Consider the following 23090-nt stretch of genomic DNA (forward strand, 5'->3'; position numbering starts at 1 on the left):
AGCCTATTCGAATGGAGCACACCGGACAAGGGTGTGTCAGCTTTCATCTCGGATTTCGGCCGAAATGGCAATTGACGGCGGCGGCATTCATGCGTTTATTTCAATGCCTTAACAAGACGTTCATATGGCGATCACAATTGCGCATCGAGATCGCTTTCCAGCACCCCGAGGACGGGCCTCGCGCACCGCTCTGACCTGAGACGGAAGACGCCGGTGGCGAATAGGAGACGGCCCGAGATCGATCTGCGAAATGCCGGGCACTGAGACCGTGCCGGCTCATCGTCGCGCACCGGCGGGAATCGCACACGTGCCACCGGAATAACCTCGGCGGAAACGTCAGACAATCATCTCGTGATCGTCGGGAATGATCCGGCAATTACTCTGCGGCGAATTCCAAGGGCACGTTGTCGATGAGCCGGGTCGTACCAACGGTGACTGCGGCGAGCAGCAGCGCCGAACCGCGGAAATGGTCGGAGACCGGCTGCAGGGTCGCCGCGTCGACGAGGCTGAGGTAGTGGACCCTGACGTCGGGTCCGCCCTCCGCCCGGGCCGTCGCGAGGCCGATGCCGAGCGTCCGGCGGGCGACGTCGAGGGTGTCGGGCGGCAGCGCATGGTCGATGCGCACCGCCTTCTCCGCTGCCGCCAGTGCGCGGGGAATCGCGAGCGCCGCGGCCCTCTCCCCCGGGCTGAGGTATTCGTTCCGGCTCGAGGTCGCCAGGCCGTCGCGGTCACGGACGACGGGCAGACCGATGAGCTCGATGTCGAAGTCGAGGTCGGCGATGAGCCGCCTGACCAGGGAGAACTGCTGAATGTCCTTGAGTCCGAAGACGGTGACATCGGGGTCGATGAGAGTGAAGAGCTTCGACACGACCGTGAGCACACCATCGAAGTGGCCCGGCCGGTCGGCGCCTTCGAACACCGCGCCCATGCGTCCGCCGGTGACGGTGACCTCGGGAGCCGACGGGTACATCTCGATGAACGCCGGGGCGAAGACGAAGTCGGCTCCGGCCTCCTCGCACGCGGCGATGTCCTCGGCGAAGGGCCGCGGGTAGCGCGTGAAGTCCTCGCCGGGGCCGAACTGGAGCGGATTGACGAAGATCGACACGACGAGGTGGTCGGCCGTCTGCCGGGCACGCTCCATGAGCGCGCGGTGCCCGGAGTGGAGGGCGCCCATCGTCGGCACGAGCGCGACCGTCCCCGTCTGCCGTTTGCGCCATGCGCGCAGCGCGGGAATCCCGCCGATCTCCAGGCCGCCCGCCCGGCTCTCCGTCCCCGATGCCGCCTGCGCCGACGACATCACTCGAAGCTCCGCTCGGGTTCGGGGAACTGCCCGCCGGCCACCTCGGCGACATAGGTCTCGACCGCCTCGGTGAGGACGGAGCGGACATCGGCGTAGCGCTTGACGAAGCGAGGCGCCTTCCCGGGCCGCAGCCCGGCCATGTCCTGCCACACGAGGACCTGCGCGTCGCAGTCCGCGCCGGCCCCGATGCCGACGGTCGGGATGGTCAGCTCGGCGGTGACCTGGGCGGCCAGCGGGGCGGGCACCATCTCCATGACCACGGAGAACGCTCCCGCCTCGGCGACGGCCCGGGCATCGGCGAGCAGCGCGTCGGCGGCGTCACCGCGGCCCTGCACGCGATATCCGCCGAGGTTGTGCTCGGCCTGCGGGGTGAAGCCGATGTGCGCCATGACGGGTATCCCGGCCGCCGTGATCGCGCGGATCCGGGAGGCCACCTGCTGCCCGCCTTCGAGCTTGACGGCGTGGACCTCGGCCTCCTTCATGAATCGCACGGCCGTGGCGACGGCCTGTTCGTCGGAGATCTCGTAGCTGCCGAAGGGCAGGTCGGCGACGATGAGCGCGCGCGAGGTCGCGCGGGCGACGGCGCGGGCGAGCGGAATGAGCTCGTCGACGGTCACCGGCAGAGTCGTGTCGTAGCCGAAGACGTTGTTCGCCGCGGAGTCGCCGACGAGGAGCGCCTCGACTCCCGCCTCCTCGAAGAGCGCGGCCGTGTACTGGTCGTAGCTGGTCAGCATCGCCCAGCGCCGCCCCGCGGCCTTCGCCTTGAGCAGGTCGACGGTGCGCACCCGCCGAGGCGGTGGACCCGCCGCGTACACGGGTGTCGTCTCTGCCTGCCTGCTGTCGTCTGCCGCATCGGGCATGGGAATCCTCTGTGGTTGGCTGTCTCGGCGTGCGCGGTGGGCCGGGGCATCCGCGCGGTCGCGCACTGCCCGCCTGCACCGGTCGCAAGCACCGTCGTCATGGAGCCGGCCCGGATCGCGAGCCTGCCACCAGCGTACCCGGGTCCGCGTCGGTTGCACTTTCCCGCCACAGGTGATTAAGCTCAAAAGTGCGTAAATAAGGCGCCGAACCCCGAAGGACGACGATGACCACGACAGCCTCGATCGAGCTCACCCTCAAAGACATCTCCGCCGGCACCGCCGCGGGGTCGATGTGCGGCGACGAGCTCATCACCGCCCCCTGGGACGTCGACGCCTCCCCCGGCTACGGCCCCGGCGCCTCGACCGCCGACCCGATCCCCGCCTCCGCCCCGCGCCAGGGTGAGATCCCGCAGGAGTACCGGGACGCCTCGGCGGAGGAGCTGCGGGAGCGGATCATCGCCGCCAAGGCCGCGCTCGGCGACCGCGTCGTCCTCCTCGGCCATCACTACCAGCGCGTCGAAGTCGTCGAGCACGCCGACTACATCGGCGACTCGTTCATGCTCGCCGGGGCCGCACAGAACCATCCCGACGCCGAGGCGATCGTCTTCTGCGGCGTCCACTTCATGGCCGAGACCGCCGACCTCCTCTCCACCCCCGACCAGGCCGTCATCCTCCCCAACCTCGCCGCCGGGTGCTCGATGGCCGACATGGCGACGATCGATGAGGTCGAGGACTGCTGGGAGCAACTGGCCGAGCTGTGGGGCACCGCACCCGACGCATCCGGCAAGGTGCCCGTCGTCCCCGTGACGTACATGAACTCCTCGGCCGCGATCAAGGGATTCTGCGGCCGCAACGGCGGAATCGTGTGCACCTCATCGAACGCCGAGGTGGTGCTCGACTGGGCCTTCGAACGCGGGCACCGCGTCCTCTTCTTCCCCGACCAGCACCTCGGCCGCAACACCGCCATCGACATGGGCATCGACCCCGGCCGGATGCCCCTGTGGAACCCCCGCCGACCGCTGGGCAACAACACCGCCGAGGTCCTCGACGACGCCCGCGTCATCCTCTGGCAGGGCTTCTGCTCCGTCCACAAGCGCTTCACTCCCGCCCAGATCGCTGCCGCCCGTGCCGCGAATCCGGACGTCCGCGTCATCGTCCACCCCGAGTGCCCGCGCGAGACCGTCGCCGCCGCCGACGAGTCCGGGTCGACGGCCTACATCACGAAGGCGATCGAAACCGCTGCCGAACCGACCGCGTTCGCCATCGGCACGGAGATCAACCTCGTCCAGCGGCTCGCCGCCGACCATCCCCAGCACGAGATCTCCTGTCTCGACCCCGTCGTGTGCCCGTGCTCGACGATGTACCGCATCCACCCCGGCTACATCGCGTGGGTCCTCGAATCCCTCCTCGACGGTCGGGTCGTCAATCAGATCACGGTCGATGCCGAGGTGGCCGACCCGGCCCGGGTGGCACTCGACCGGATGCTCGCCGCGAAGCCGAGGATCTGACGTGGGCCACGTCGTCGTCATCGGCTCCGGCATCGCCGGCCTGACCACGGCCCGGCACCTGGCCGGCGCCCACGAGGTCACCCTCGTGACGAAGGACCGCCTCGGCGACTCGAACACGGCGCTGGCCCAGGGCGGTATCGCCGGAGTGCTCAGCCCCGATGACTCCGCTGCCGCCCACATCGCCGACACGCTGACCGCCGGTGTCGGGCTCTGCGATGCGAGCGCCGTCCGGGTGCTCTGCACCGAGGGTCCCGCGCGCATCCGTGAGCTCGCGGAGACCGGGGTGCGCTTCGATCGCCGAGGCGGGACCGGCGATCCCGGGCCTGCCGGCGGGCTGGAGCCCCGCGTCGATCCGCTCGATCCCGCAGGGTGGGAGCGGGGCCTCGAGGGCGCGCATTCCGCGGCCCGGATCTATCACTCCGGCAGGGATGCGACGGGGCGGGCGATCGTCGAGGCCCTCGGCTCCGCGGTCCGCACCGAGGCGGACGCCGGCCGGATCGCAGTGCGGACGGAGACGATGCTCGTCGACCTCGTCACCGGGCCTGCGCAGTCCGCCGAGCCTGCGGCGGCTGCCGGGGCGCCGGCGGTGACAGGGGTCCGCGTGCATGGGCGCGACGGCGTTGTCGAGTGCATCGCCGCCGATGCCGTCGTCCTCGCGACCGGCGGGGCCGGACAGCTCTTCGCCCACACGACGAATCCGCCGGCGGCGACCGGTGACGGTCTCGCCGCGGCGATCCGCGCGGGCGCGGCCGTCAGCGACCTCGAGTTCGTCCAATTCCATCCCACGGCGTTCGCCGGATCGGGCTTCCTCGTCTCCGAGGCCGTCCGCGGTGCAGGGGCGCTGCTCCGCGATGCCCGCGGTCGACGGTTCATGCCCGCGATCGATCCGCGCGCCGAGCTCGCACCGCGCAATGTCGTCGCCCTCGCCCTCCGCCGGACGATGGCCGGACAGAACGGTCGGCCCTGTCACCTCGATGCGCGGGCGATCCCCGACGTCGATGCCCGGTTCCCGAGCATCGCCGCGCACCTGTCTGCCCACGGGCTCTCGCTCGCCGACGACCTCATACCCGTCACCCCCGCCGCGCACTACGTCATGGGCGGCATCACCACCGACCTCGAGGGGCGCACCTCGCTCGAGGGCCTCTTCGCCGTCGGCGAGGCAGCCTGCACGGGCGTCCACGGAGCCAACCGTCTCGCCTCGAACTCCCTGCTCGAAGGCGCGGTCTTCGGAGCGCGGGCCGCCGCCGCGATCACCGCCGACCTCGACGAGGAGACGCACAGCGGAATGACGCTCGCCGGCACGACGGCATCCGGCACCAGAGCCGAGGAGAACCGAACCGCATCGGCACCGAACCGGGAGACCGCCTCGGCGACCGACGAGCTCCATCGCCCAGCGCCGCTGTCGCGCACGGCGCTGCAGGCGCTGGCCTGGCAGCACCTCGGCCTCGAACGCACCGCTGCCGGCCTCACCGAACTCCTCGACCACCTCGGCGCCGGATCGAACGACCGCCCAGGCACGCCACAAGGAGACGACCTTCGCCCGAGTGACGACGTTGTGCTCGAACGGCATGACCTCGAAACCGCGAATCTCACGCTCATCGCACGGACGATGGCCGGGCACGCTCTGGCTCGCACCGAGAGCATCGGCGCTCATGTCCGCACCGACGAACCTCATCGGCCCGACGCCCTGCCCGATGCGACCTGCGCCGAGGCGGCCCCTGCGGCCTCGACGCCCGTGACCACTGGGTCCGGGGGTCGGACGACGATCCACCCCCACACCGAGGAGGCGGCTTCATGCTGACGACGGCGACGATCGAGACGGCAGTGCGGACTGCGCTGACCGAGGACGCACCCTGGGGTGACATCACCGGCGAGGTGTTCGTTCCCGCGGAGGCCACGGCCACCGCTGAGCTGCGCGCCCGGGAGGACGGCGTCTTCGCAGGCGGTGAGGTCTTCGCCGCCGCGTTCGCCCTCACCGATCCGACGATCGACGTCGAGGTGAGTCTGGCCGACGGGGATGCCTTCGCCGCCGGCCAGGTGCTCGCGTCCGTGTCGGGGCCGGCGCGCGGTGTGCTGCGCGCCGAGCGGATCGCTCTCAACTTCACCCAGCGGATGAGCGGAATTGCGACTCTGACCAGGGCATTCGTCGATGCCGCTGGGGGCAGGACACGGATCGCCGACACTCGGAAGACCACTCCGGGCCTCCGCGCGTTCGAGAAGCACGCGGTGCGCTGCGGGGGTGGGCACAGTCATCGGTTCGGGCTCTCGGATGCGGTCATGGTCAAGGACAACCACCTCGGCGTGCTCACCGGCGCCGGCGGCGACGTCACCGCCGCGCTGCTGACGGCGCGGGAGCGGCTCGGGCACACGACGATGATCGAGGTCGAGGTCGACCGGCTCGAGCAGATTCCCGCGGTCCTCGACGGCGGGGCCGACATCATCATGCTCGACAATTTCTCGCTGGCCGATCTGCGCCGTGGGGTCACCCTCATCGGCGATCAGGCGATCGTCGAAGCCAGCGGCAACGTCTCGCTCGAGACGGTCGAGGCGATCGCGGCCACCGGCGTCGATGTCATCTCCTCCGGTGCGCTCACGCACAGTGTCCGGTCGATCGACCTCGGCCTCGACCTCGTGCTCACCGCCGCCGCGGCGGCACCCGCGGCCGATGATGCGCCGATTCCAGCACCCGGGGCGAGCGCGGATCCTGCCTCCGCGGCCGCTGATCCAGTCATCCGCACGGCGGCCGACTGAGATGGACCCGCTCTACCTCGACACCGCCTCCGCCGCGCCGGTGCGGCGCGAAGCTCTTGAGGCGGCATGGCCGTATCTCGCCGGGGCCTTCGGCAATCCGTCGAGCCATCATGAGATCGGGCGGCGCTCCGCGGAGGCCCTCGACGACGCCCGGGCGCGAGTCGCCCGGGTCCTCGGGAGGCGGAGCACGGACATCGTCTTCACCGGTGGCGGCACCGAGGCGGCGAATCTCGCGGTCATCGGGATGGCGCTCGGCGGCCTGCCGGAGGACGGTGGCACCGCCCGCCGCCGCCACCTCGTGACCTCACCGCTCGAGCACGAGGCGGTGCTCGCCTCGGCGGATCATCTGCGCCGACGTCACGGCTTCACCGTCTCCTTCGTCGACGTCGAGCCCGACGGCACGGTCACCGCCGAGGCTCTGCGCGCGGTGCTGCGAGAGGACACCGCCGTCGTCAGCCTCGGGTATGCCAACAATGAGATCGGCACGGTCGCCGATGTCTCGACGCTGTCCGACATCGCCCGCGAGGTCGGTGCGCTCACGCACACCGATGCCGTCCAAGCCGCCGGATGGCTGCCGCTGGGCGATCTCGGGGTCGACGCCCTCACGCTCGCCGGGCACAAGATCGGGGCGCCGAAGGGCATCGGGGTCGCCGCGATCCGTGCCCGGGTCCCGGTCGAGCCGATCATCCACGGCGGGGGTCAGGAGTCGGGGCGTCGGTCGGGCACGGAGAACGTCGCCCTGGCCGTCGCGTTCGCCACGGCCCTCGAACTCGCCGAGGCGGAACGGGTCGAGGCGGCCGCACGGGTGGCCCGCATCCGGGATGCCTTCATCGCCGAGGTGGTCGGGGCGGTCGACGGCGCACTGCTCACGGGCAGCGCTGCGGCGCGGACCCCCAACCATGCCTCGTTCTGCTTCTCGCGCACGAGCGGGGAGGCGGTGCTCCTCGAGCTCGAGCGGCTCGGTGTCACGGCATCGAGCGGATCGGCGTGCGCGGTCGGCTCCGATGAGCCCTCGCATGTGCTCCTCGCTCTCGGCATCGACGCCGAGGTTGCGAAGACGAGTGTGCGCTTCACCTTTCCGGCCTCGATCACCCCCGAACAGGGGGCGGCAGCCGCGGCCGCCGTCGTCGAGTCGGCGAAGCGGTTGAGCCTCGCATTCTCCTGAGCCTCGCGGTCTCCTGAGTCCCGCAGGCCCCTGAGCCTCGCGGTCTCCTGAGCCTCGGGGTCACCTGAGGACTCGGTCCGGACTGCGGTCTCACGCCGTTCAGCCCTCACACGGCCCCTCTCACCTGCCGCGAAGAGTCCACTGATGAGCGATTGGACTCTTTCCAAGCTCTGGATGCGGAGAGACACTGGAATCACAGGATCCGCTTCGGCTGGGAGGAGGCACCGTCATGGATCTCGTGGCCCTGCTCTTCATCGCAGCGAGCTTCACGGGCATCGTCTTCCTCATCGGACGGCTGACGCGTCCGCGCCGCGATCGGGTGCCGCTGACGGAGGTCGACGGCGTCATCCTCTGGACCACGCTGTGCCGCGGGTGGCTGGCGATGAGCGCGATCGCTCCGCTCACCCTCATCATCGACGACCGTCCGGACAGCGCTGCCTAAAAGCGAATCGGGCTAAAAAATTGACCTCTTGCTGCGATAGATGCGGAATTGGCGAGTGACCAAGTGCTAGATGATGTGGACACCCGCCTCGCCCTTCTGTTTGCCTATTTGAAGGCTAACGACCAGCGCCAATGGCGAACTGAGCGTAGCCTTGAAACCCGAGAGCTGCCCAAGCAGCTCCGTACTTGATGAATCCGGTTGCGACATTCTTTACTTGACTTGCCGCCGCCGCCCATCGCGATTTTTCATCCTCCGACGCGCCCTGAGCAGCTAAGAGTGCAACCCACAGTTGCTCCATCGCATGGCCAAAGTCGAATTCTTGTCCAAGGCCGTTCCGTTCAATGTTGGCTCGAATCGAGCTTAAGAGTTCGTTGATGTACCGCTTCATTTCGCCGCTGATCGACTCGTCTTCGACGAGAATTTGGCGGACTTCGCCGAGGAGATCGTCCACCCGGGGAGCGTGCCGCGTGTTCTCGTCGAGGATTCTCTGTACATCGTAAGCGGCGAGGCGTAAGGCCTCCATCATCACCGGATCGAAGTTGTATGAGTCGAGCTGGCTACTATCCCAGCTGGACTGTACAGCCAGAATCGCGCGGGCCATCTTGGGAACGTGCTGGAGACAACGCTCAGCGACCAAGCTGTGGGTGCTGAGGAACTCAAGAGTACGACGAGTTTCAGTGAAGAGCTCCATCGCCTCAATGTGACGTTGAGTCGCTTGGCCTGGATCCCGTTTGAACCCCCGGCTCGTTTTGGGCGTTTCGTTGGTATTCCATGCATCAAACAGATCGGCAAGTTCCATTACCGGATTGCCATCAGATCTCGTTCCCATACACCATATCCAACCACAATACGGAAGTCAGCACTGTCGTCATCGGTGATTCCGGAGGGTCGGCCGTAGTTTCCTTGGCGTCCGCCCCTCACCTCGCGAAGACGGAGGCGTCCCAATTCTGCATCGCATGCGCTGAGGCCCAGAAGTGGAGTTCGTAGACGCATGCGCGTTCGAACGCCGCGCGCATCCGTGCGGCTTCGTCAGCCGGAACCCGGTCGAACTCGCGCTCTAAGATCGCCACGGCCTGCCGGGTCGATTCGTCGAACTCCGGGGAGTCATAGGTCTGCACCCACGTCCGGTACGGGTGATTCTCGCTCATCGTTCCCGCCTTCTCGACGAGCACTTTGCCCATGTGCGCGTAGACCCAGAAGCACGGGAGGACACCGGCGACACCTTCCCCGTACGACCGGCTCGCCGCAGTGGCGACGAGGAACGACACGTAGCCGAGCGTCGTCGGCGACGGTCCCAGATGGTCGGTGGCCTCGAGCTCGGCGTGGGCCACGGCGAGCCGCTCATCGGAGAGCAGCTGAGCGTGCATCTCCTCCTCCACCGTGATCGCCTCCGCCGCCGAGGTCGACCAGAACCGGGACTCTCCTCTGTCCGCTGTCTTCCCGGCGAGGAACGACATCGCCTTCGCATACCCGCTCAAGTAGATGCTGTCCTGCGTGATGTAGTTCGTGAACGCGAGCGGGGCGAGCGTGCCCTCGGCGAGCTGGGTGAGGAACGGCAGCGCTTCGATCTCGTCGATGATCGGGCGCACGTCCTCCCACAGCGCGGTGGTGTGCGGTCCGGCGGCGAAGTTCATGCTCATGAGTGGTCTCTCCTCGGGGTCGGAATGGGACGGGAATCAGACGGGAATCGGACTGTCCGGAATCAGCCGGGTGGGAAGCGGCCGGGTCGACAGGCTATCCGCGACGGCGGACGTCGACCTGGTGGTCGACGGGCCCGTGCGCACCGGCCGCATCGAGGCTGACCTGCCAGTCCGCGGCCGAGGCGAGCGCGCGGGCGAGGAAGTCGAGTCCGCGCTCGACGGCCCCGTGCACCTCCTCGGCACTCAGCGCCTCTCCGCCGTTCGCCCGCCTGAGCACGGCCGCCTCGGCGGTGATCGCAGCCGACAGGGTGCACCCGGTGCCGTGCGTGTTCGGGGTGGAGATCCGGGGGTGGGAGAACTCGGCGATCTCCCCATCAGCGGTGACGAGAATGTCGGCGACGTCCCCGTCCGCGGCGTGACCGCCCTTGAGGAGCACCGCCCGGGCACCCCGGGCGATGAGCTCGCGTGCCTGGTCGCGCATCTGAGCCGGGGTCTGGGCCTCAGCGACATCGTCGCCGAGGAGGAGGGCGGCCTCGGGGAGGTTCGGGGTGATGAGATCGGCGAAGGGCAGGAGACGCTCCCGCACGGCGGCGACCGCATCGACCTCGAGGAGGCGGTGCCCGGACGTCGACACCATGACCGGGTCGACGGTGAAGAACCCGAGATCGGAGGTGCGCGCCCGATCGACGACGAGGTCGACGAGCGACGTCGACCCGAGCATCCCCGTCTTCGTCGCATCGACGGGCATGTCGTTCAGGACACTGTCGAGCTCGGCGACGACGAAGTCCTCATCGATCGGGTAGACGCGGGAGACCCCGTGCGTGTTCTGCGCGACGAGCGCGGTGATCGCCGTGGTCCCCAGCACCCCGAGGGCGGTGAACGTCTTGAGGTCGGCGTGGATGCCCGCCCCGCCCGAGGGGTCGGTGCCGGCGATCGACAGGGTGATCGGTGGCCGCGTGCTCATGCCGCTCCCCCGTCCTCGCCGGCACCCGGCGCGGTCCCGTCGCCGTACGCGGTGAGCAGCTCCCGGGCCGCCCGTTCCGGGTCGGCAGCCCGGCAGATCGCCGAGACGACGCAGAAGCCGAGCAGTCCGCGGCCGCGCAGCTGCGGGACCCGGCTGGCATCGATGCCGCCGATCGCCACCGCCGGCAGACCCGCCTCGGCCGTGAGTTCGCCGAGGCGGTCGGGACCGATCCCGGCCGGTGCGTCGGTCTTCGTCGTCGTGTCGAAGACGGGCCCGATCCCGACGAGGTCGACGGCGCCGGCAGCCCGGGCGGCGGCGAACTCGGCGTCGCTGGCGGCGGAGAGACCGATGAGCGGGTCGGGTCCGACGAGGTCGCGCACCTCGGCGACGGGAGTGTCGGTCTGTCCGACATGGATGTGGACGTCGGCGCCCTCATCGAGGAGGTGCCGGGTGACGGCGACCCGGTCGTTGAGGACAACGGGCACGCGGCGGTCCGTACCCGCCACCGCCTCGGCGACGGCGGCAATGACCTCCCTGGTCAGGGTCAGGAACTCGGTGTCGTCGATGTCCTTGTCGCGGACCTGGACCATGCCGACTCCCCCGCGCACGGCCGCGAGCACGGTCTCGGCGACGGTGCGTCCGGCCTCCCGGCTCTGGGCGGAATCGGTGACGAGGTAGAGGCGGGCGTCGACGCCGGCCAGGCGCTCACTCGTCGCGCTCATGCTCTCGTCACTTCGACCCGTGCCTGACCGATGCGCGCATCGTCGGTGGTGTAGAGGGCGTCGAGGAAGTGTTCGGCATAGCTGCCCGGTCCGGCGGCACCGGCCGCTGCGGCTTCGCCGGCGACGGCGAAGTGGGCGTGGGCGGCGACGACGGCGGTGAACTGTTCGAACGCCGCGAGTCCGGCCGGCCCCGCACCGGAACTCGAACCGGCCGGCGGCACGGCGGCGAGGTAGGCGGAGGTCACGGCACCGAGCGAGCACCCGGTGCCGATGACGAGCGGCATGAACTCATGGCCCCCGTCGACACGGGCGATGTGATCGACGCCGTCGATGTGGGCGACGATCGCGTCGCGTCTGCCCGAGACGGCGACGATCGCCCCACTGGTCCGTGCGAGCTCGGCCGCCGCGGGGAGGACGGCGTCGACCTCGTCGGTGGATTCGACGCCGCGCCCGCCGGCCCCGGCTCCTGCCAGGGCCGCGATCTCCGAGGCGTTGCCGCGGATCGCGGTCGGGCGATCGGCGGCGGCCCGGCGGATGCGGGTGGTGCGGTGGTCGACTGCGCCGATGCTCACCGGGTCGAGCACCCACGGAGTCGAGTCCGCGGTGACGGCTCCGATCGCGGCGTCGGCGGCGAGGAACTGCTGGTTCGTCGCGGTTCCGAAGTTGACGAGCAGACCGCCGGCGAGGTGCGCGAACTGTGCGGCGTCGGCTTCATGGTCGAGCATCGCCGGGGACGCACCGACGGCGAGCAGCACGTTCGCGCTGAACTGCTGCACGACCGTGTTCGTGATGCATTGGATGAGCGGATTCGCCGCGCGCAGACGTGCGTGCGCCGACGACAGATCGATGTCAGTCATGACGATCCCTTCGCTAGCATGGCCCAGATCAGGTTCGATGGGTGTCCTCTCAGCCCGGCGCGACTGCCGCCGGGCACCCCATGTCATTGCCCATGACTGTACCAAAATCGCCGAGGCGGGGGTGAGGTGGGGTCACCCCCTGACCTCGCCCCCGCCTCGGCGCTGGTGGAGCAGACCTCACCCCCTGCCGACGTACCGCTGTCCGCGCCGGCTGACGGCGTCGATGACGACGGCGGTGAGGAGGACGAGGGCGGTGATGATCTGCTGCATATCGGAGTTGAAGCCGATGAGGTAGAGACCGTTGTTGATCGCGCCGACGACGAACGCCCCGAGGACCGCGGCCCACGCCGACCCCCGCCCGCCGAAGAGGGAGGTGCCGCCGATGACGGCCGCGGCGATCGCGTTGAGGAGGTCCTGGGTGCCCACGAGCGTCGACCCGGCGTTCGTCGTCACTCCGGCCTTGACGAAGCCGAAGAGGGCGGCGAGGACCCCGGCGGTCATGAACACGCTGATGCGCACCCACGTCACCCGGATGCCGGCGCGCCGGGCGGCTTCGACCTTGCCGCCGACGGCGTAGATCGAGCGTCCGTAGCGGGTCTTGCGCAGCACGAGGTCGATGATGATCGCGATGACCATCATGAGGAAGAACGGCAGCGCGAGTCCGAAGTCCTGGTTGACGAGGATGAGGAAGCCGAAGACGATCGCCGCGAGGACGACGATGCGCACGATGACGGCCGTCCAGCTCGGGCTGTCGAGGCCTGCGGAGTGCCGACGCAGCTTCGAATGGATGATGCCGGCGGCGAAGCCGATGACGGCGATCGCCCCGAAGACGTAGGCCCAGAACGCCGGGAAGTAGTAGCTGGCGAAGTCGAAGACGAACGTATCGGCCATCGAGAGGTTCTTCTGGGTGCCGAGCACCGTGAGCGTGAGCCCCGTGAACGCGAGCAGACCGGCAAGGGTGACGACGAACGCGGGAATCCCGACGACGGCGAAGAACCAGCCCTGGATCGCCCCGATGACGAGGCCGAGCAGGAGGATGATCGTCACCGCGATCACCGGCGGGACCCCCTGCCGGACGACGAGGACACCGAGCACCGAGGCGGCGAGACCGCCGAGCTGGGCGAGCGAGAGGTCGATCTCGCCGAGGAGGAGGATGAGGTTGATCCCGAGTGCGAGGATCGCCAGGTAGGCGACCTGGGTGGAGAGGTTGACGAGATTCGCCGGTGAGAGGAAGTTGCTGTTCGCCGACTGGAAGACGATGACGATGACGACGAGGGCGAGGATGACGGGGAACGACCCGAGCTGGCCTTCCCGGATCCGGCGGACGAACGTCCGCACGAGCCCCTCGTCGGAGATCCGCTCGTCGGTGATGAGGGAATTGCGGGTCATCGGCGCTCACCCCTCCGCGCGGCCCGCTGGGTCACGACGTTGTCGTTGGCTCCGGTGATCGCGGCGACGAGGACGTCGGTGCGCTCGTCTCCCGGGAAGTCCCCGGCGTCCTTGCCCAGCCGCAGCACGTGGACACGGTCGCACACGGCCTGGACATCGGCCATGTTGTGGCTGACGAGGAGCACCCCGAGGTCACGGTCACGGAGGCGTTCGATGAGGTTGAGCACCTCGGCGGTCTGGGCGACGCCGAGGGCGGCCGTCGGTTCGTCGAGCATGACGAGCGAGGGTTCGCCGAGGAGGGACCGGGCGATCGCCACCGTCTGGCGCTGGCCGCCGGACAGGGCGGCGATCGGCACGCGCACGCTCGGGATCTTCGCGGACAGGCTGCGCAGCAGCTCCCACGACTTCGCCTCCATCGCGACTTCGTCGAGGACGCCGCCGCGGGTGTGCTCGTGACCGAGGAAGAGGTTGGCGACGACGTCGAGGTTCTCGCAGAGTGCGAGATCCTGGAACACCGTGGCCACCCCGGCTCGCTGTGCGTCCTTCGGGGAGGAGAACTTCTGCGGGCGTCCGCCCATGATGAGCTCGCCTCCGTCGGCGGAGTGGACGCCGGCGATGATCTTGATGAGCGTCGACTTGCCGGCGCCGTTGTCGCCGACGAGGCCGACGACCTCGCCGCGGCCGATCGTGAGGTTGATGTCGGTGAGCGCCTGGACGGCGCCGAATCGCTTGTCGATCCCGCGCAGCTGGAGCACGGGCTGGGAAGCAGTGGACTGGGGCGTCTCCGACGCCCGCCCGGAAGCGGGCGTCGGATCGTTCGTCTGTGAGGTCATCGGGCTGGTCGGACCGTCCTACTTGATTCCGGCATCCGTGCACAGCTTCTCATCGATGCCCGAGCAGATGTCGGAGGCCTTGATCTGATCGCCGACGATGTCCTTGATCGTGTCCTTCGTCACGACCTTCGCCTCGACGAAGTCCGTCGGGGTGTCCTTGTACGTCGTGCCGGCCTCGGGCTTCTCCCCGTTGGCCAGTGCGACCGCGGCCTTCGCCGCGTATTCGGCCTGCGGCGGGATCGACTTGTAGATCGTCGCGTACTGCTCGCCCTTGAGGATGTTCTGCAGTCCGTCGACCTCGGCGTCCTGCCCGGTGACGACGGGATCCTGCTTCGCCTTCGTCGTCGCCGCGAGCACCCCGCCGGCGGTGCCGTCATTGGCCGCGTAGATCGCGATCGGCTTCTCACCCCCGCCCTGCAGCTGGCCCTCGACCCACTGGCGGGCATCGTCGGGGTTCCAATCGAGCGTGTCGTGGTTGGCGGCGATGTCGACGCCGGCACCCTTGAGCGTCTCCTCGGCACCGGCCTTGAAGTCCGCGGCGTTGGGGTCCTTCGGGTCGCCGTTGACCATCCACACCGGTCCGGACGTCGGGTCGACGCCCTTGGCCTCGAGTCCGTCGAGGAGGGCCTGACCCTGGAGGTTGCCGATCTTCTTGTTGTCGAACGACGTGTAGTAGTCGGCTCCCTCGAAGAACCGGTCGTAGGAGACGACGGGGATCTGCTTCGCTTCGGCCTTCGCCAGGGAGGAGGAGACCGCCGAGGCGTCGACGGGGTCGAGGACGATGACGTCGACGCCCTCGGTGACCGCGGCTTCGAACTGCTGTTGCTGCTGGGTCGCGTCCTGGTTGGCGTTGCGGTACTCGACCTTTGCATCGGGGCTCGCCTCGGCGACGTACTTCTCGAAGTTCGGCTTGTCGAGGGATTCGTAGCGCGTCGTCTTCGACTCCGGCAGGAGGAGGGCGATCGTCACCGGGCCGTCACCGCCGCCGGAATCGGCGGCCTCGTTGCCCTGGCCCTTCTGATTGCCGCAGCCGCTGAGCGCGAGGGCGGAGATCGCGACCGCGGCGCCGAGCACCGCGAGCCGGCGCGGCTTCCTCAGCGAGGAGGGCACGGCGGTGAGAGACGATTTCTGTGCGTGTGACTGGGGGCGGAACCTGCGCATTCGCGAAACCTTTCATCATTCTGACAACGTTGTCAGGCTGGTCAACATATTTCGCCCACCGGTGTCGTTTGTCAACCATCTGTCCGGTGATTCCTCTGTCGCGTCGACTCAGCGCCCGGAGACCTGCCGGGGTGACTCCTCACCGCTGCCGCGGCGGATGAGGTGGACGCGGGCGAATGCCGCGGTGTCGCCTCGCGCCCCGTTGCCCCGCCCCGCCCCACGCTCCGGCACGCCCCCGTCGAGGAGCCGGACCGCCTCGGCGGACATCGCATCGATGTCGGCGTCGACGACGGTGACGTCGAGCAGATCCGCGCCGGGGAAGTCGTCGATCCCGACGACGGCCGGCCACTGGTCGAGGCGGCGACTGGCGTCGATCGCGCCCTTCGTCACGGTCGCCGAGAGCGTGATGAGCGCGGTCGGAGCGGCCCGGGAGCCGAGGAGGGCGGCGACGACGTTCTTCGCACTCGCCTGGTCGTGCGCATCCTCGTCGAGGAAGGCCCGCCACCCGATGTCGCCGCGGTCGCCGAGGACCTCGCGGATCCCGGCGAGCCTGCGCTTCTGCGATTCAAGGTGGGCTCGGTCTCCGATGACGCCGATGCTGATGTGGCCGTGGCGCACGAGCTGTTCGGCGGCCCGCCGTCCGGCGTCGACATCGTCGGCGGCGAGCGTGACGATGCCCGGCCCCGTGACCGCCGGGTCGAGGGAGACGACGGCCATCTCACCGGTCTTCGCCGCGGCGGGACCCCGGGAGATCGTCGCGTAGATGCTCGCCGACTCCGGCTGGGAGCAGACGACGCAGATGCCCGACATGTCACCGCTGAGGCATTCGTCGACGAAGGTGCGTTCGAGCTCCGCGTCTCCCCCGGTGACGGTGACGACGGTCCGCAGCCCCCGCTCGGCCAGGTCGGCTTCGAGCCGCGCGAGGAGGCGGACCTGGAGGGGGTCGTCCATGTCGGAGAGGACGACCCCGATGTAGGGCGAGCGGCTGCCTTCGCGCAGGCGCCGGGCCGCGGAGTTGAGGCGGAAGCCGAGCTCCTCGGCGGCCGTCTCGACCTTCGCGGCCGTGGCGCTGGCGACGTGCTTCTCCCCGTTGAGCACCCGGGACGCGGTCTTGATGCTCACACCGGCGCGTTCGGCGACCGTGGCCAGTGTCGGCCGGTCGTTCTGCTTGCCCATGTGTGCGCCTTCGAAACGGTCCGGTGCCTCGACCCCGGCGACCGCCCCGGAATGGGCGGCCGTGGGATCGATATTACCGGCACCGCCGAACCCCGCCCAGCGTCACCGCGCGGGATCAGCGTACGGGTCCCCGCGCGGGATCAGCGCCCCACCGGGTTGCGCATGGTGCCGGCGAAGATCAGCGAGTCGGCTTGGTTGCCGATGTCGACCATCTCCTTCGTGTTGCGCAGCTGCAGCCGGTTGAGGCACGAATGCTTGAACCGCGGCGCCCGCAGATCGATGTCGCCGGCGATGCCGCGTGCCGCCTCGGCCTTCTCTCCCTGATAGGCGTCGAGCACCTCGGCGACGAGCGCCCAGAACCGGGAGGCCTCGAGCAGTCCGTCGACGTCGAGGATCCCCGCCAGGTGCCGCAGCACCCCGTCGAAGACATCGGTGAAGATCGCGAGCGCTTTCTCCTCACCGGGAACGACCGCGCGGATCCGCTCGACGGCGGGCGGCAGCTTCCCCTCGCCGAGGTAGGCGACCTCCTCGCCGATGTCCTTCATGAAGACCCCGGTGACGACATCGGCGTCGAGGATGAGGATGAGATTCTCCCCGTGCGGCATGAACACGAGATCATGAGCGAGCAGCCCGTGGACGAGCGGCTGCAGATACGCCCCCAGGTAGGCCCGCACCCAGTCCTCCGCACCCAGACCCGACCGGCGGATGAGGTGGGAGACGAGGGATTCGCCGAGGTGGTCGCGGTGAAGCAGGGCCGCCATCGTCATCGTCCGCTGGCCGTCGGTGAGCAGCGGCAGCGGGTTCTCCCGCCACAGCCCGGCGAGCATCTTCCGGTGCGGGTTCGTCGCACGGGTGCGGTGGTAGACGTCGCCGGTGTAGCCGATCGCGCTGCGTTCGCGCAGCAGACGGAACCCGGAGGCGGCGAACGCGGGGTCACCGTCGACGAGGCGAGCGACCCAGTCGTTGATCGCGGGGGTGTCGCGCATATAGGTCGGCGAGAGTCCGCGGAGGAACCCCATGTTCTGCACCGCGAGCGCGACCTTGACATACGGCGCGCCCGGTCGCGAATGGTTGAAGAACGTCCGCAGCGACTGCTGCGCCTGGTGTTCGTCGAGGCCGGGCCCGAGCGGGATGAGTCCGCCGCGGGCGATGTCGGCGGCGAACGTGATCGCCAGCCGGTGGTCGGCCTGCCACGGATGGATCGGCATGAGGTGCACGTCCTCGAGGCGCCTGCCGGCGGCGGCGAGGCGGCTGCCGAAGAGCTCGCGTTCGTCGTCGCTGAGCGCCCACCTGAGGTGGTCGTCCTCATCGAGTCCGTCGCTGAGCGCCAGGTGCGACTGCTCCCGGTCGACGGCGACCCATTCGAGGCGGTTGCGTGTGCCGGTCTCCGGCGCCCACCTGCGGTAGTCGCGCAGTCCGAATCCGATGCGCCCGTTGTTCGCGATGAAGCCGGGGTGGCCTTCGGTCATCGCCGCCTCGATCGTCTGGAAGTCGGCATCGGCGAGCGCCGCGGAATCCGGGCGCTCACCCCTGCGCGCCGCGGTGAGCTTGAACGCGCTGCCGGCCACCGTCGAGGCGAGTTCCTCGAGGTACGTCGAGATGAGGTCCTCGGGCACGCCGAGGCTGTCCTGGAGTTCGAGGACGAACTCCTGCGCATCGAGGTTGACCGCCCGCCCGTCCCGGAACCGCGTGATGCTCGCTTCGTCGATGACCCAGTGCTCGAGCGGGAGGACGCGCGCCTCGAACGTGTAGTGGATGACGGGGGCACCCGAGTGGTCATCCAGCTCGCTTCCCGGGTCGTCGGGGTCGGCCGGGATCACCAGCATCCAGGCGTGCTCGCCGGCCTCAGCGTTCTGGCTGGGGGCGATGAGCCGTTCGTGGGCGAACTCGGCGATCGCCTTCGCGACGAGATAGCGGCTCACCACGGCGAACGTCTCAGGAGTGAGGTGGGCATAGTCGTCCTGCGTGAGATGCTCGGGGTCGCTCCCGCCCTTCCCGGTGCCACCGGCTCCGGCGAGGAGCCGCCCGAGGCGGCTGGTCGCGAAGTCAGAGCGGGTGCACGTGCTCACGAGCGCGGTCTTCGTCGCCTCCCCCAGCGGCACCTCCGCCTCGGCGATGACGCGGAAGCCGGCGGCCGCGTTCTTCGCGTGGATCGCCGCATTCCCGACGTCGGGTTCGACGACGACGCGGCTGGCCCCGCGTCCGCCCTGCGCATGCGGGCGCAGGCAGAAGTCGATGACGCGCGCCATGACGGCGTCGGTGAGGCCGCGGCGGGGCCGGCCCTGCGGTGGGGCGATGAGGAGGTGCATCCCGATGTCGCCGGGCTCCTCGGCGACGACAGCGGTGGGGATGAGCAGCGACGGCGCATAGGTTTCGACGTAGAAGGCAGGCTCCCCGTCGATGAGCCCGATCCAGCCGTTCTCATCCGGTGAGGAGCGGATCGCCTCGAGGTAGGACCGCACGGCCTGCCGGTCGAAGTCGGTCATCTGCCAGAAGTGCGAACGCGGGTGGGTCAGCCAGGCGTGGACCTCCTCGGCGTGGCCCTTCGGGTCGAGCGGAACGATCGAGATCGACCGGGCGATCTCGGCGGCTCCGGCATCCCCTGCCGCGGGCAGCGTGGTCGCGGCAGGTCCGCTCGCCGCAGTTCCGGTCGTGCGGCTGGTGTCGGTCGTCGGGCAGGTGTCGAGGTCAGTGCCTGCACCGGCATCGTCCATCGTGTCGGTCGTCGTCGCGGTGCTCATGCGTGGGTCATCTCCTTCGTGGGGACGGATGCGTCGGCGGCGTGCGCGGTCTCCTCGGTGGGGCGGCCTGGCTCGGCGGCCGCCTCGGTGCCGGGTACCCCGAAGGTCTGGAATGCGATCGACCGCTCGATGGGATAGGGTTCACGGCCTGTGACCCGGGAGAGCACCACGGAGGCCCGCCACGGTCCGAAACCGAGGTCGGGCCCGGTGACGCCGTGAGTGTGCTCCTCGATGCCGAGGGCGTGGATCGTGCCGGCCGCATTGACGGTGTAGTCGCGGCTGATGTCGAGGCGCCCCTCCCGGTCGCGGCGGATCTCCGAGCCCAGCGGACCGAGGAACGCCGGGACACCGGCGCGGTACCCGGTGGCGGCGACGACGGCGCCGGCCGCCCGGGTGAAGGTCTGCCCGAGCACAGGGCTGCGGAAGGTCAGCGCGTACCCGGCGGCCGCCTCGGCGGGACGGGCGGAGATGAGCTCCGCATCGGTGACGAGGGTCGTCAGGAGTCGCCGACCGCCGCGGCTGAGCCGGTAGAGCGTGTCGTGGATGTCGTCGATGAGGTCCGCGCTGATGCCCTTGTAGAGGCTGCGCTGCTCGCGTCCGATGCGTCCGCGCAGGTCATCGGGCAGGGCGCGGAAGTGGTCGGTGTACTCCGGTGACGTCATCTCCAGGGTGAGCTTCGTGTACTCCATCGGAAAGAACCGGGGCGAGCGGGTGATCCAGTCGACGCTCACCCCGCGGTCCTCGGCGTCCTCGATGAGGTCCCGGTAGATCTCCGCGGCGGACTGTCCGCTGCCGACGATCGTCACCGACCCCGCCGCGAGCAGCCGCTCACGGTTGGCCAGGTAGTCCGCGGTGTGGATGACGGGGCCGTTGCCGGCCGCTTCGGCGTCACCGCTGGTCAGGGCCTGCAGCGCCGGGGGAAGGACCGGTGCGGTGCCGACGCCGAGAACGACGTGCTTCGCGCGGTAGGTCTCGGTGTCGACGATCCGACCGGAGGCGTCGGTCACCTCGGCGATGATCCGGTAGATGCCGCCGTCATTGGTCACCGAGGTGACCGTGCGGTTCCAGCGCAGCGTCCTCAGCTGGGCGGCCACCCACCGGCAGTACTCGTCGTATTCGGCACGCAGCGGGTAGAAGGATTCGCGGATGAAGAACGGGTAGAGGCGCTCGCGGTCCTTGAGGAACTGGAGGAACGAGTACGGCGATGTGGGATCGGCCATGGTCACGAGGTCGGCGAGGAAGGGCACCTGGATGGTCGCGCCTTCGATCATCATGCCCGGATGCCAGCGGAACTCCGCGCGCTGGTCGAGGAAGACGGCGTCGACGTCGGGCAGCGGATCGGACAGGGCGGCGAGCCCGAGTCCGAAGGGCCCGATGCCGATGCCGACGATGTCGTGGATGTGGGTGTCGTCGTCGTGTGCGCCAGGGCTGTGCGCGTCGTCGTGCACGCCAAGGTTATGCGCGTCGTGGACGTGCACGCCAGGGTCGTGCGGGTCGTAGTCGTGTGAGTAGTCGTCGCGTGTGGGGGACGGCGGTGCGGGTGTCACTGAGTGCTGAGCAGTCATGAGCGTTCGTTGCCTCCTTCGTCTGCGTCCCGGGTCAACCCGGATGCATTAGGGAAACCTACCCTAAGTAAGACGAAAAGTGCTGAGCGAAAGCCCAGGTCAGAGGACTACAGGCGTGACTGCCGGGTGCCGGAGAGGTGCCATCGGGCGCGAGCGCGCGCGGATCGCGACGGTCACGGCCACGTCGAGAACCGCCCGAGAATTCGTCGTGTGATGCTCATCACAGACAACGGCTGCGACCCCCGAACCCGGGGGGCGCAGCCGTTCGTCGATGTCGTCGCGTGGACCGCGAAGCAGGGCGCATCCGCACCGTGAGTCGGACCGCGGCCCCACCTCGGTGAGGGCCGCTCACAAGCTCACTGTGCTCAGCCGCTCACTGTGCTCAGCCGCTCACTGCGACCAGACGCTCACTTCGAGACGTAGTTCGGTGCCTCGACGGTCATCTGGATGTCGTGCGGGTGGCTCTCCTTGAGCCCAGCAGTCGTCAGGCGGACGAACTTGCCCTTGGCCTTGAGCTCGTCGATCGTGCGGGCGCCGACGTAGAACATCGTCTGGCGCAGTCCGCCGGTGAGCTGGTGGGCGACCTGCTTGAGGTGTCCGCGGTAGGCGACGCGGCCTTCGATGCCCTCGGGGATGAGCTCGGTGTCGGTGGCGATGTCGGCCTGGAAGTAGCGGTCCTTCGAGTACGACTTGCCCTTGCGGGGGGCCATCGCGCCGAGCGAGCCCATGCCGCGGTAGGCCTTGTACTGCTTGCCGTTGACGAAGATCAGCTCGCCCGGGGACTCGTCGCAGCCGGCGAGAAGCGAGCCGAGCATGACGGTGTCGGCACCGGCGACGAGCGCCTTGCCGATGTCACCGGAGTACTGGAGGCCGCCGTCGCCGATGACCGGGACGCCGGCGGCGCGGGCGGCCTGGGCGGCGAGGTGGATGGCGGTGACCTGCGGGACGCCGACACCGGCGACGACGCGGGTCGTGCAGATCGATCCCGGTCCGACGCCGACCTTGACGGCGTCGACTCCGGCGTCGATGAGTGCCTGCGCGCCCTCCTGCGTGGCGACGTTGCCGCCGATGATCTGGACGTGGGAGAACGCCGGGTCGGCCTTGATCGTCTTGATCATGTCGGTCACGCCGCGGGCGTGGCCGTTCGCGGTGTCGACGACGAGGACGTCGACGCCCGCCTCGGCGAGGAGACCGGCGCGATCGTAGGCGTCACCGTAGAAGCCGACGGCCGCGCCGACGCGCAGACGGCCCTCGGCGTCCTTCGTCGCGAGCGGGTACTCCTCGGTCTTGACGAAGTCCTTGACGGTGATGAGGCCCTTGATGACGTTGTTCTCGTCGACGAGCGGGAGCTTCTCGACCTTGTTGTCGGCGAGGAGTTCGAACGCCTTCTCGGGTGCGACGCCGACGGGGGCAGTGACGATCGGCATCGGGGTCATCGTCTCGGCGACGGTGCGCGTGGGGAATTCGCTGCGGGAGACGAAGCGGAGGTCGCGGTTGGTGACGATGCCGAGCAGCACATCGTTCTCGTCGACGACGGGCAGACCGGAGATGCGGTAGCGACCGCAGAGTTCGTCGAGCTCCTCGAGCGTCTTCTCCGGCGTGATCGTCAGGGGGTCGTTGATCATCCCGGACTCGGACCGCTTGACGTAGTCGACCTGGTCGGCCTGGTCTTCCTTCGACAGGTTGCGGTGGATGATGCCGAGTCCTCCGATGCGGGCCATGGCGATGGCCATCCGCGATTCGGTGACGGTGTCCATGGCCGCGGAGACGAGCGGGATGTTGAGCTCGATCTCCTTGGTCAGGCGCGTCGTCGTCGAGGCTTCCGAGGGAATGACGTCGGTGTCGCCGGGCAGGAGCAGAACGTCGTCATACGTGAGCCCAGTGAGAGAGAACGGATCGTTTGCGGGCTCGAGGTTCCCCATGAGACCAGCCTTTCGACGCGGAGAGATCAGTTGATCAATGGTATCGAAGCGGCATGTGGACGATCCACAGTTTCAACTGCCGCGGGCTGTGAGA

General features: G+C 69.1%; 19 protein-coding genes and 1 riboswitch. Of the genes, 5 read left to right on the top strand and 14 right to left on the bottom strand.

Translation table 11 applies throughout. The features are described from left to right. Positions 1-376: 376 nt before the first annotated feature. Positions 377-1297: a pantoate--beta-alanine ligase gene (gene panC / locus ACFQ91_RS00385; RefSeq protein ID WP_249121022.1), complete on the bottom strand. Its 921-nt coding sequence runs from the start codon at positions 1295-1297 to the stop codon at positions 377-379. After that, the gene (gene panB / locus ACFQ91_RS00390) at positions 1297-2160 is read right to left on the bottom strand and encodes a 3-methyl-2-oxobutanoate hydroxymethyltransferase (RefSeq protein ID WP_198499420.1); all 864 of its coding nucleotides are present in this window, start codon (positions 2158-2160) and stop codon (positions 1297-1299) included. Before panB ends, panC begins: the two co-directional genes overlap by 1 nt. A gap of 224 nt (positions 2161-2384) precedes the next feature. Here panB and nadA point away from each other — a divergent pair, with 224 nt between their 5' ends. The 5 genes from nadA to ACFQ91_RS00415 all read left to right on the top strand — a co-directional run bounded on the left by nadA (position 2385) and on the right by ACFQ91_RS00415 (position 8026). Then, positions 2385-3668, top strand: coding sequence for a quinolinate synthase NadA (nadA, locus tag ACFQ91_RS00395; RefSeq protein ID WP_376870572.1), 1284 nt, complete (start codon positions 2385-2387; stop codon positions 3666-3668). A gap of 1 nt (position 3669) precedes the next feature. Further along, complete coding sequence (nadB, locus tag ACFQ91_RS00400; protein ID WP_137825648.1) at positions 3670-5469, top strand: L-aspartate oxidase; 1800 nt, start codon at positions 3670-3672, stop codon at positions 5467-5469. Further along, entirely contained in the window at positions 5463-6419 is a 957-nt protein-coding gene (nadC, locus tag ACFQ91_RS00405) for a carboxylating nicotinate-nucleotide diphosphorylase (RefSeq protein ID WP_137825649.1), read from the top strand. The genes nadB and nadC overlap by 7 nt, the downstream gene beginning before the upstream one ends. Before the next feature lies 1 nt (position 6420). Then, entirely contained in the window at positions 6421-7584 is a 1164-nt protein-coding gene (locus ACFQ91_RS00410) for a cysteine desulfurase family protein (protein ID WP_137825650.1), read from the top strand. Positions 7585-7813: 229 nt separating this feature from the next. Then, entirely contained in the window at positions 7814-8026 is a 213-nt protein-coding gene (locus ACFQ91_RS00415; RefSeq protein ID WP_376870567.1) for a hypothetical protein, read from the top strand. Between the two features lie 115 nt (positions 8027-8141). On the opposite strand, the gene ACFQ91_RS00420 is transcribed toward ACFQ91_RS00415, so the two are convergent. From ACFQ91_RS00420 to guaB, 12 genes are all read right to left on the bottom strand, one after another. Next, positions 8142-8825, bottom strand: a complete 684-nt coding sequence (locus tag ACFQ91_RS00420; RefSeq protein ID WP_137825652.1) for a hypothetical protein — start codon at positions 8823-8825, stop codon at positions 8142-8144. 118 nt (positions 8826-8943) lie between these two features. Then, on the bottom strand, positions 8944-9666 hold the full coding sequence (locus ACFQ91_RS00425) for a TenA family protein (RefSeq protein WP_140954801.1): 723 nt from the start codon (positions 9664-9666) through the stop codon (positions 8944-8946). A gap of 94 nt (positions 9667-9760) precedes the next feature. Beyond that, positions 9761-10630: a bifunctional hydroxymethylpyrimidine kinase/phosphomethylpyrimidine kinase gene (thiD, locus tag ACFQ91_RS00430; RefSeq protein WP_137825654.1), complete on the bottom strand. Its 870-nt coding sequence runs from the start codon at positions 10628-10630 to the stop codon at positions 9761-9763. Beyond that, positions 10627-11352, bottom strand: coding sequence for a thiamine phosphate synthase (gene thiE, locus ACFQ91_RS00435; protein WP_137825655.1), 726 nt, complete (start codon positions 11350-11352; stop codon positions 10627-10629). Before thiE ends, thiD begins: the two co-directional genes overlap by 4 nt. Further along, positions 11349-12209 carry a hydroxyethylthiazole kinase gene (gene thiM / locus ACFQ91_RS00440; RefSeq protein WP_137825656.1) on the bottom strand — a complete coding sequence of 287 codons (861 nt, stop codon included), beginning with the start codon at positions 12207-12209 and terminating at the stop codon, positions 11349-11351. The genes thiE and thiM overlap by 4 nt, the downstream gene beginning before the upstream one ends. Further along, positions 12197-12300, bottom strand: a riboswitch (TPP riboswitch). Its footprint overlaps the gene before it by 13 nt. Positions 12301-12386: 86 nt before the next feature. Continuing rightward, positions 12387-13598 (bottom strand): sugar ABC transporter permease, encoded by a 1212-nt coding sequence (locus tag ACFQ91_RS00445; RefSeq protein WP_137825657.1) that lies wholly within the window; start codon positions 13596-13598, stop codon positions 12387-12389. Further along, complete coding sequence (locus tag ACFQ91_RS00450; RefSeq protein ID WP_212743320.1) at positions 13595-14431, bottom strand: ATP-binding cassette domain-containing protein; 837 nt, start codon at positions 14429-14431, stop codon at positions 13595-13597. Before ACFQ91_RS00450 ends, ACFQ91_RS00445 begins: the two co-directional genes overlap by 4 nt. A gap of 18 nt (positions 14432-14449) precedes the next feature. Continuing rightward, positions 14450-15592 (bottom strand): substrate-binding domain-containing protein, encoded by a 1143-nt coding sequence (locus tag ACFQ91_RS00455; protein ID WP_376870560.1) that lies wholly within the window; start codon positions 15590-15592, stop codon positions 14450-14452. Between the two features lie 108 nt (positions 15593-15700). Beyond that, on the bottom strand, positions 15701-16768 hold the full coding sequence (locus ACFQ91_RS00460; RefSeq protein ID WP_344251161.1) for a LacI family DNA-binding transcriptional regulator: 1068 nt from the start codon (positions 16766-16768) through the stop codon (positions 15701-15703). A 140-nt stretch (positions 16769-16908) separates the two neighbouring features. Further along, entirely contained in the window at positions 16909-19509 is a 2601-nt protein-coding gene (locus ACFQ91_RS00465; protein WP_249121021.1) for a GNAT family N-acetyltransferase, read from the bottom strand. Continuing rightward, complete coding sequence (locus ACFQ91_RS00470) at positions 19506-21074, bottom strand: lysine N(6)-hydroxylase/L-ornithine N(5)-oxygenase family protein (protein WP_211978854.1); 1569 nt, start codon at positions 21072-21074, stop codon at positions 19506-19508. The genes ACFQ91_RS00465 and ACFQ91_RS00470 overlap by 4 nt, the downstream gene beginning before the upstream one ends. Positions 21075-21481: 407 nt before the next feature. Further along, positions 21482-22996 (bottom strand): IMP dehydrogenase, encoded by a 1515-nt coding sequence (guaB, locus tag ACFQ91_RS00475; protein WP_211978853.1) that lies wholly within the window; start codon positions 22994-22996, stop codon positions 21482-21484. Positions 22997-23090: the final 94 nt, after the last annotated feature.

This window comes from Brevibacterium sp. NPDC056726 (assembly GCF_042790515.1).
GTDB lineage: Bacteria > Actinomycetota > Actinomycetes > Actinomycetales > Brevibacteriaceae > Brevibacterium > Brevibacterium sanguinis.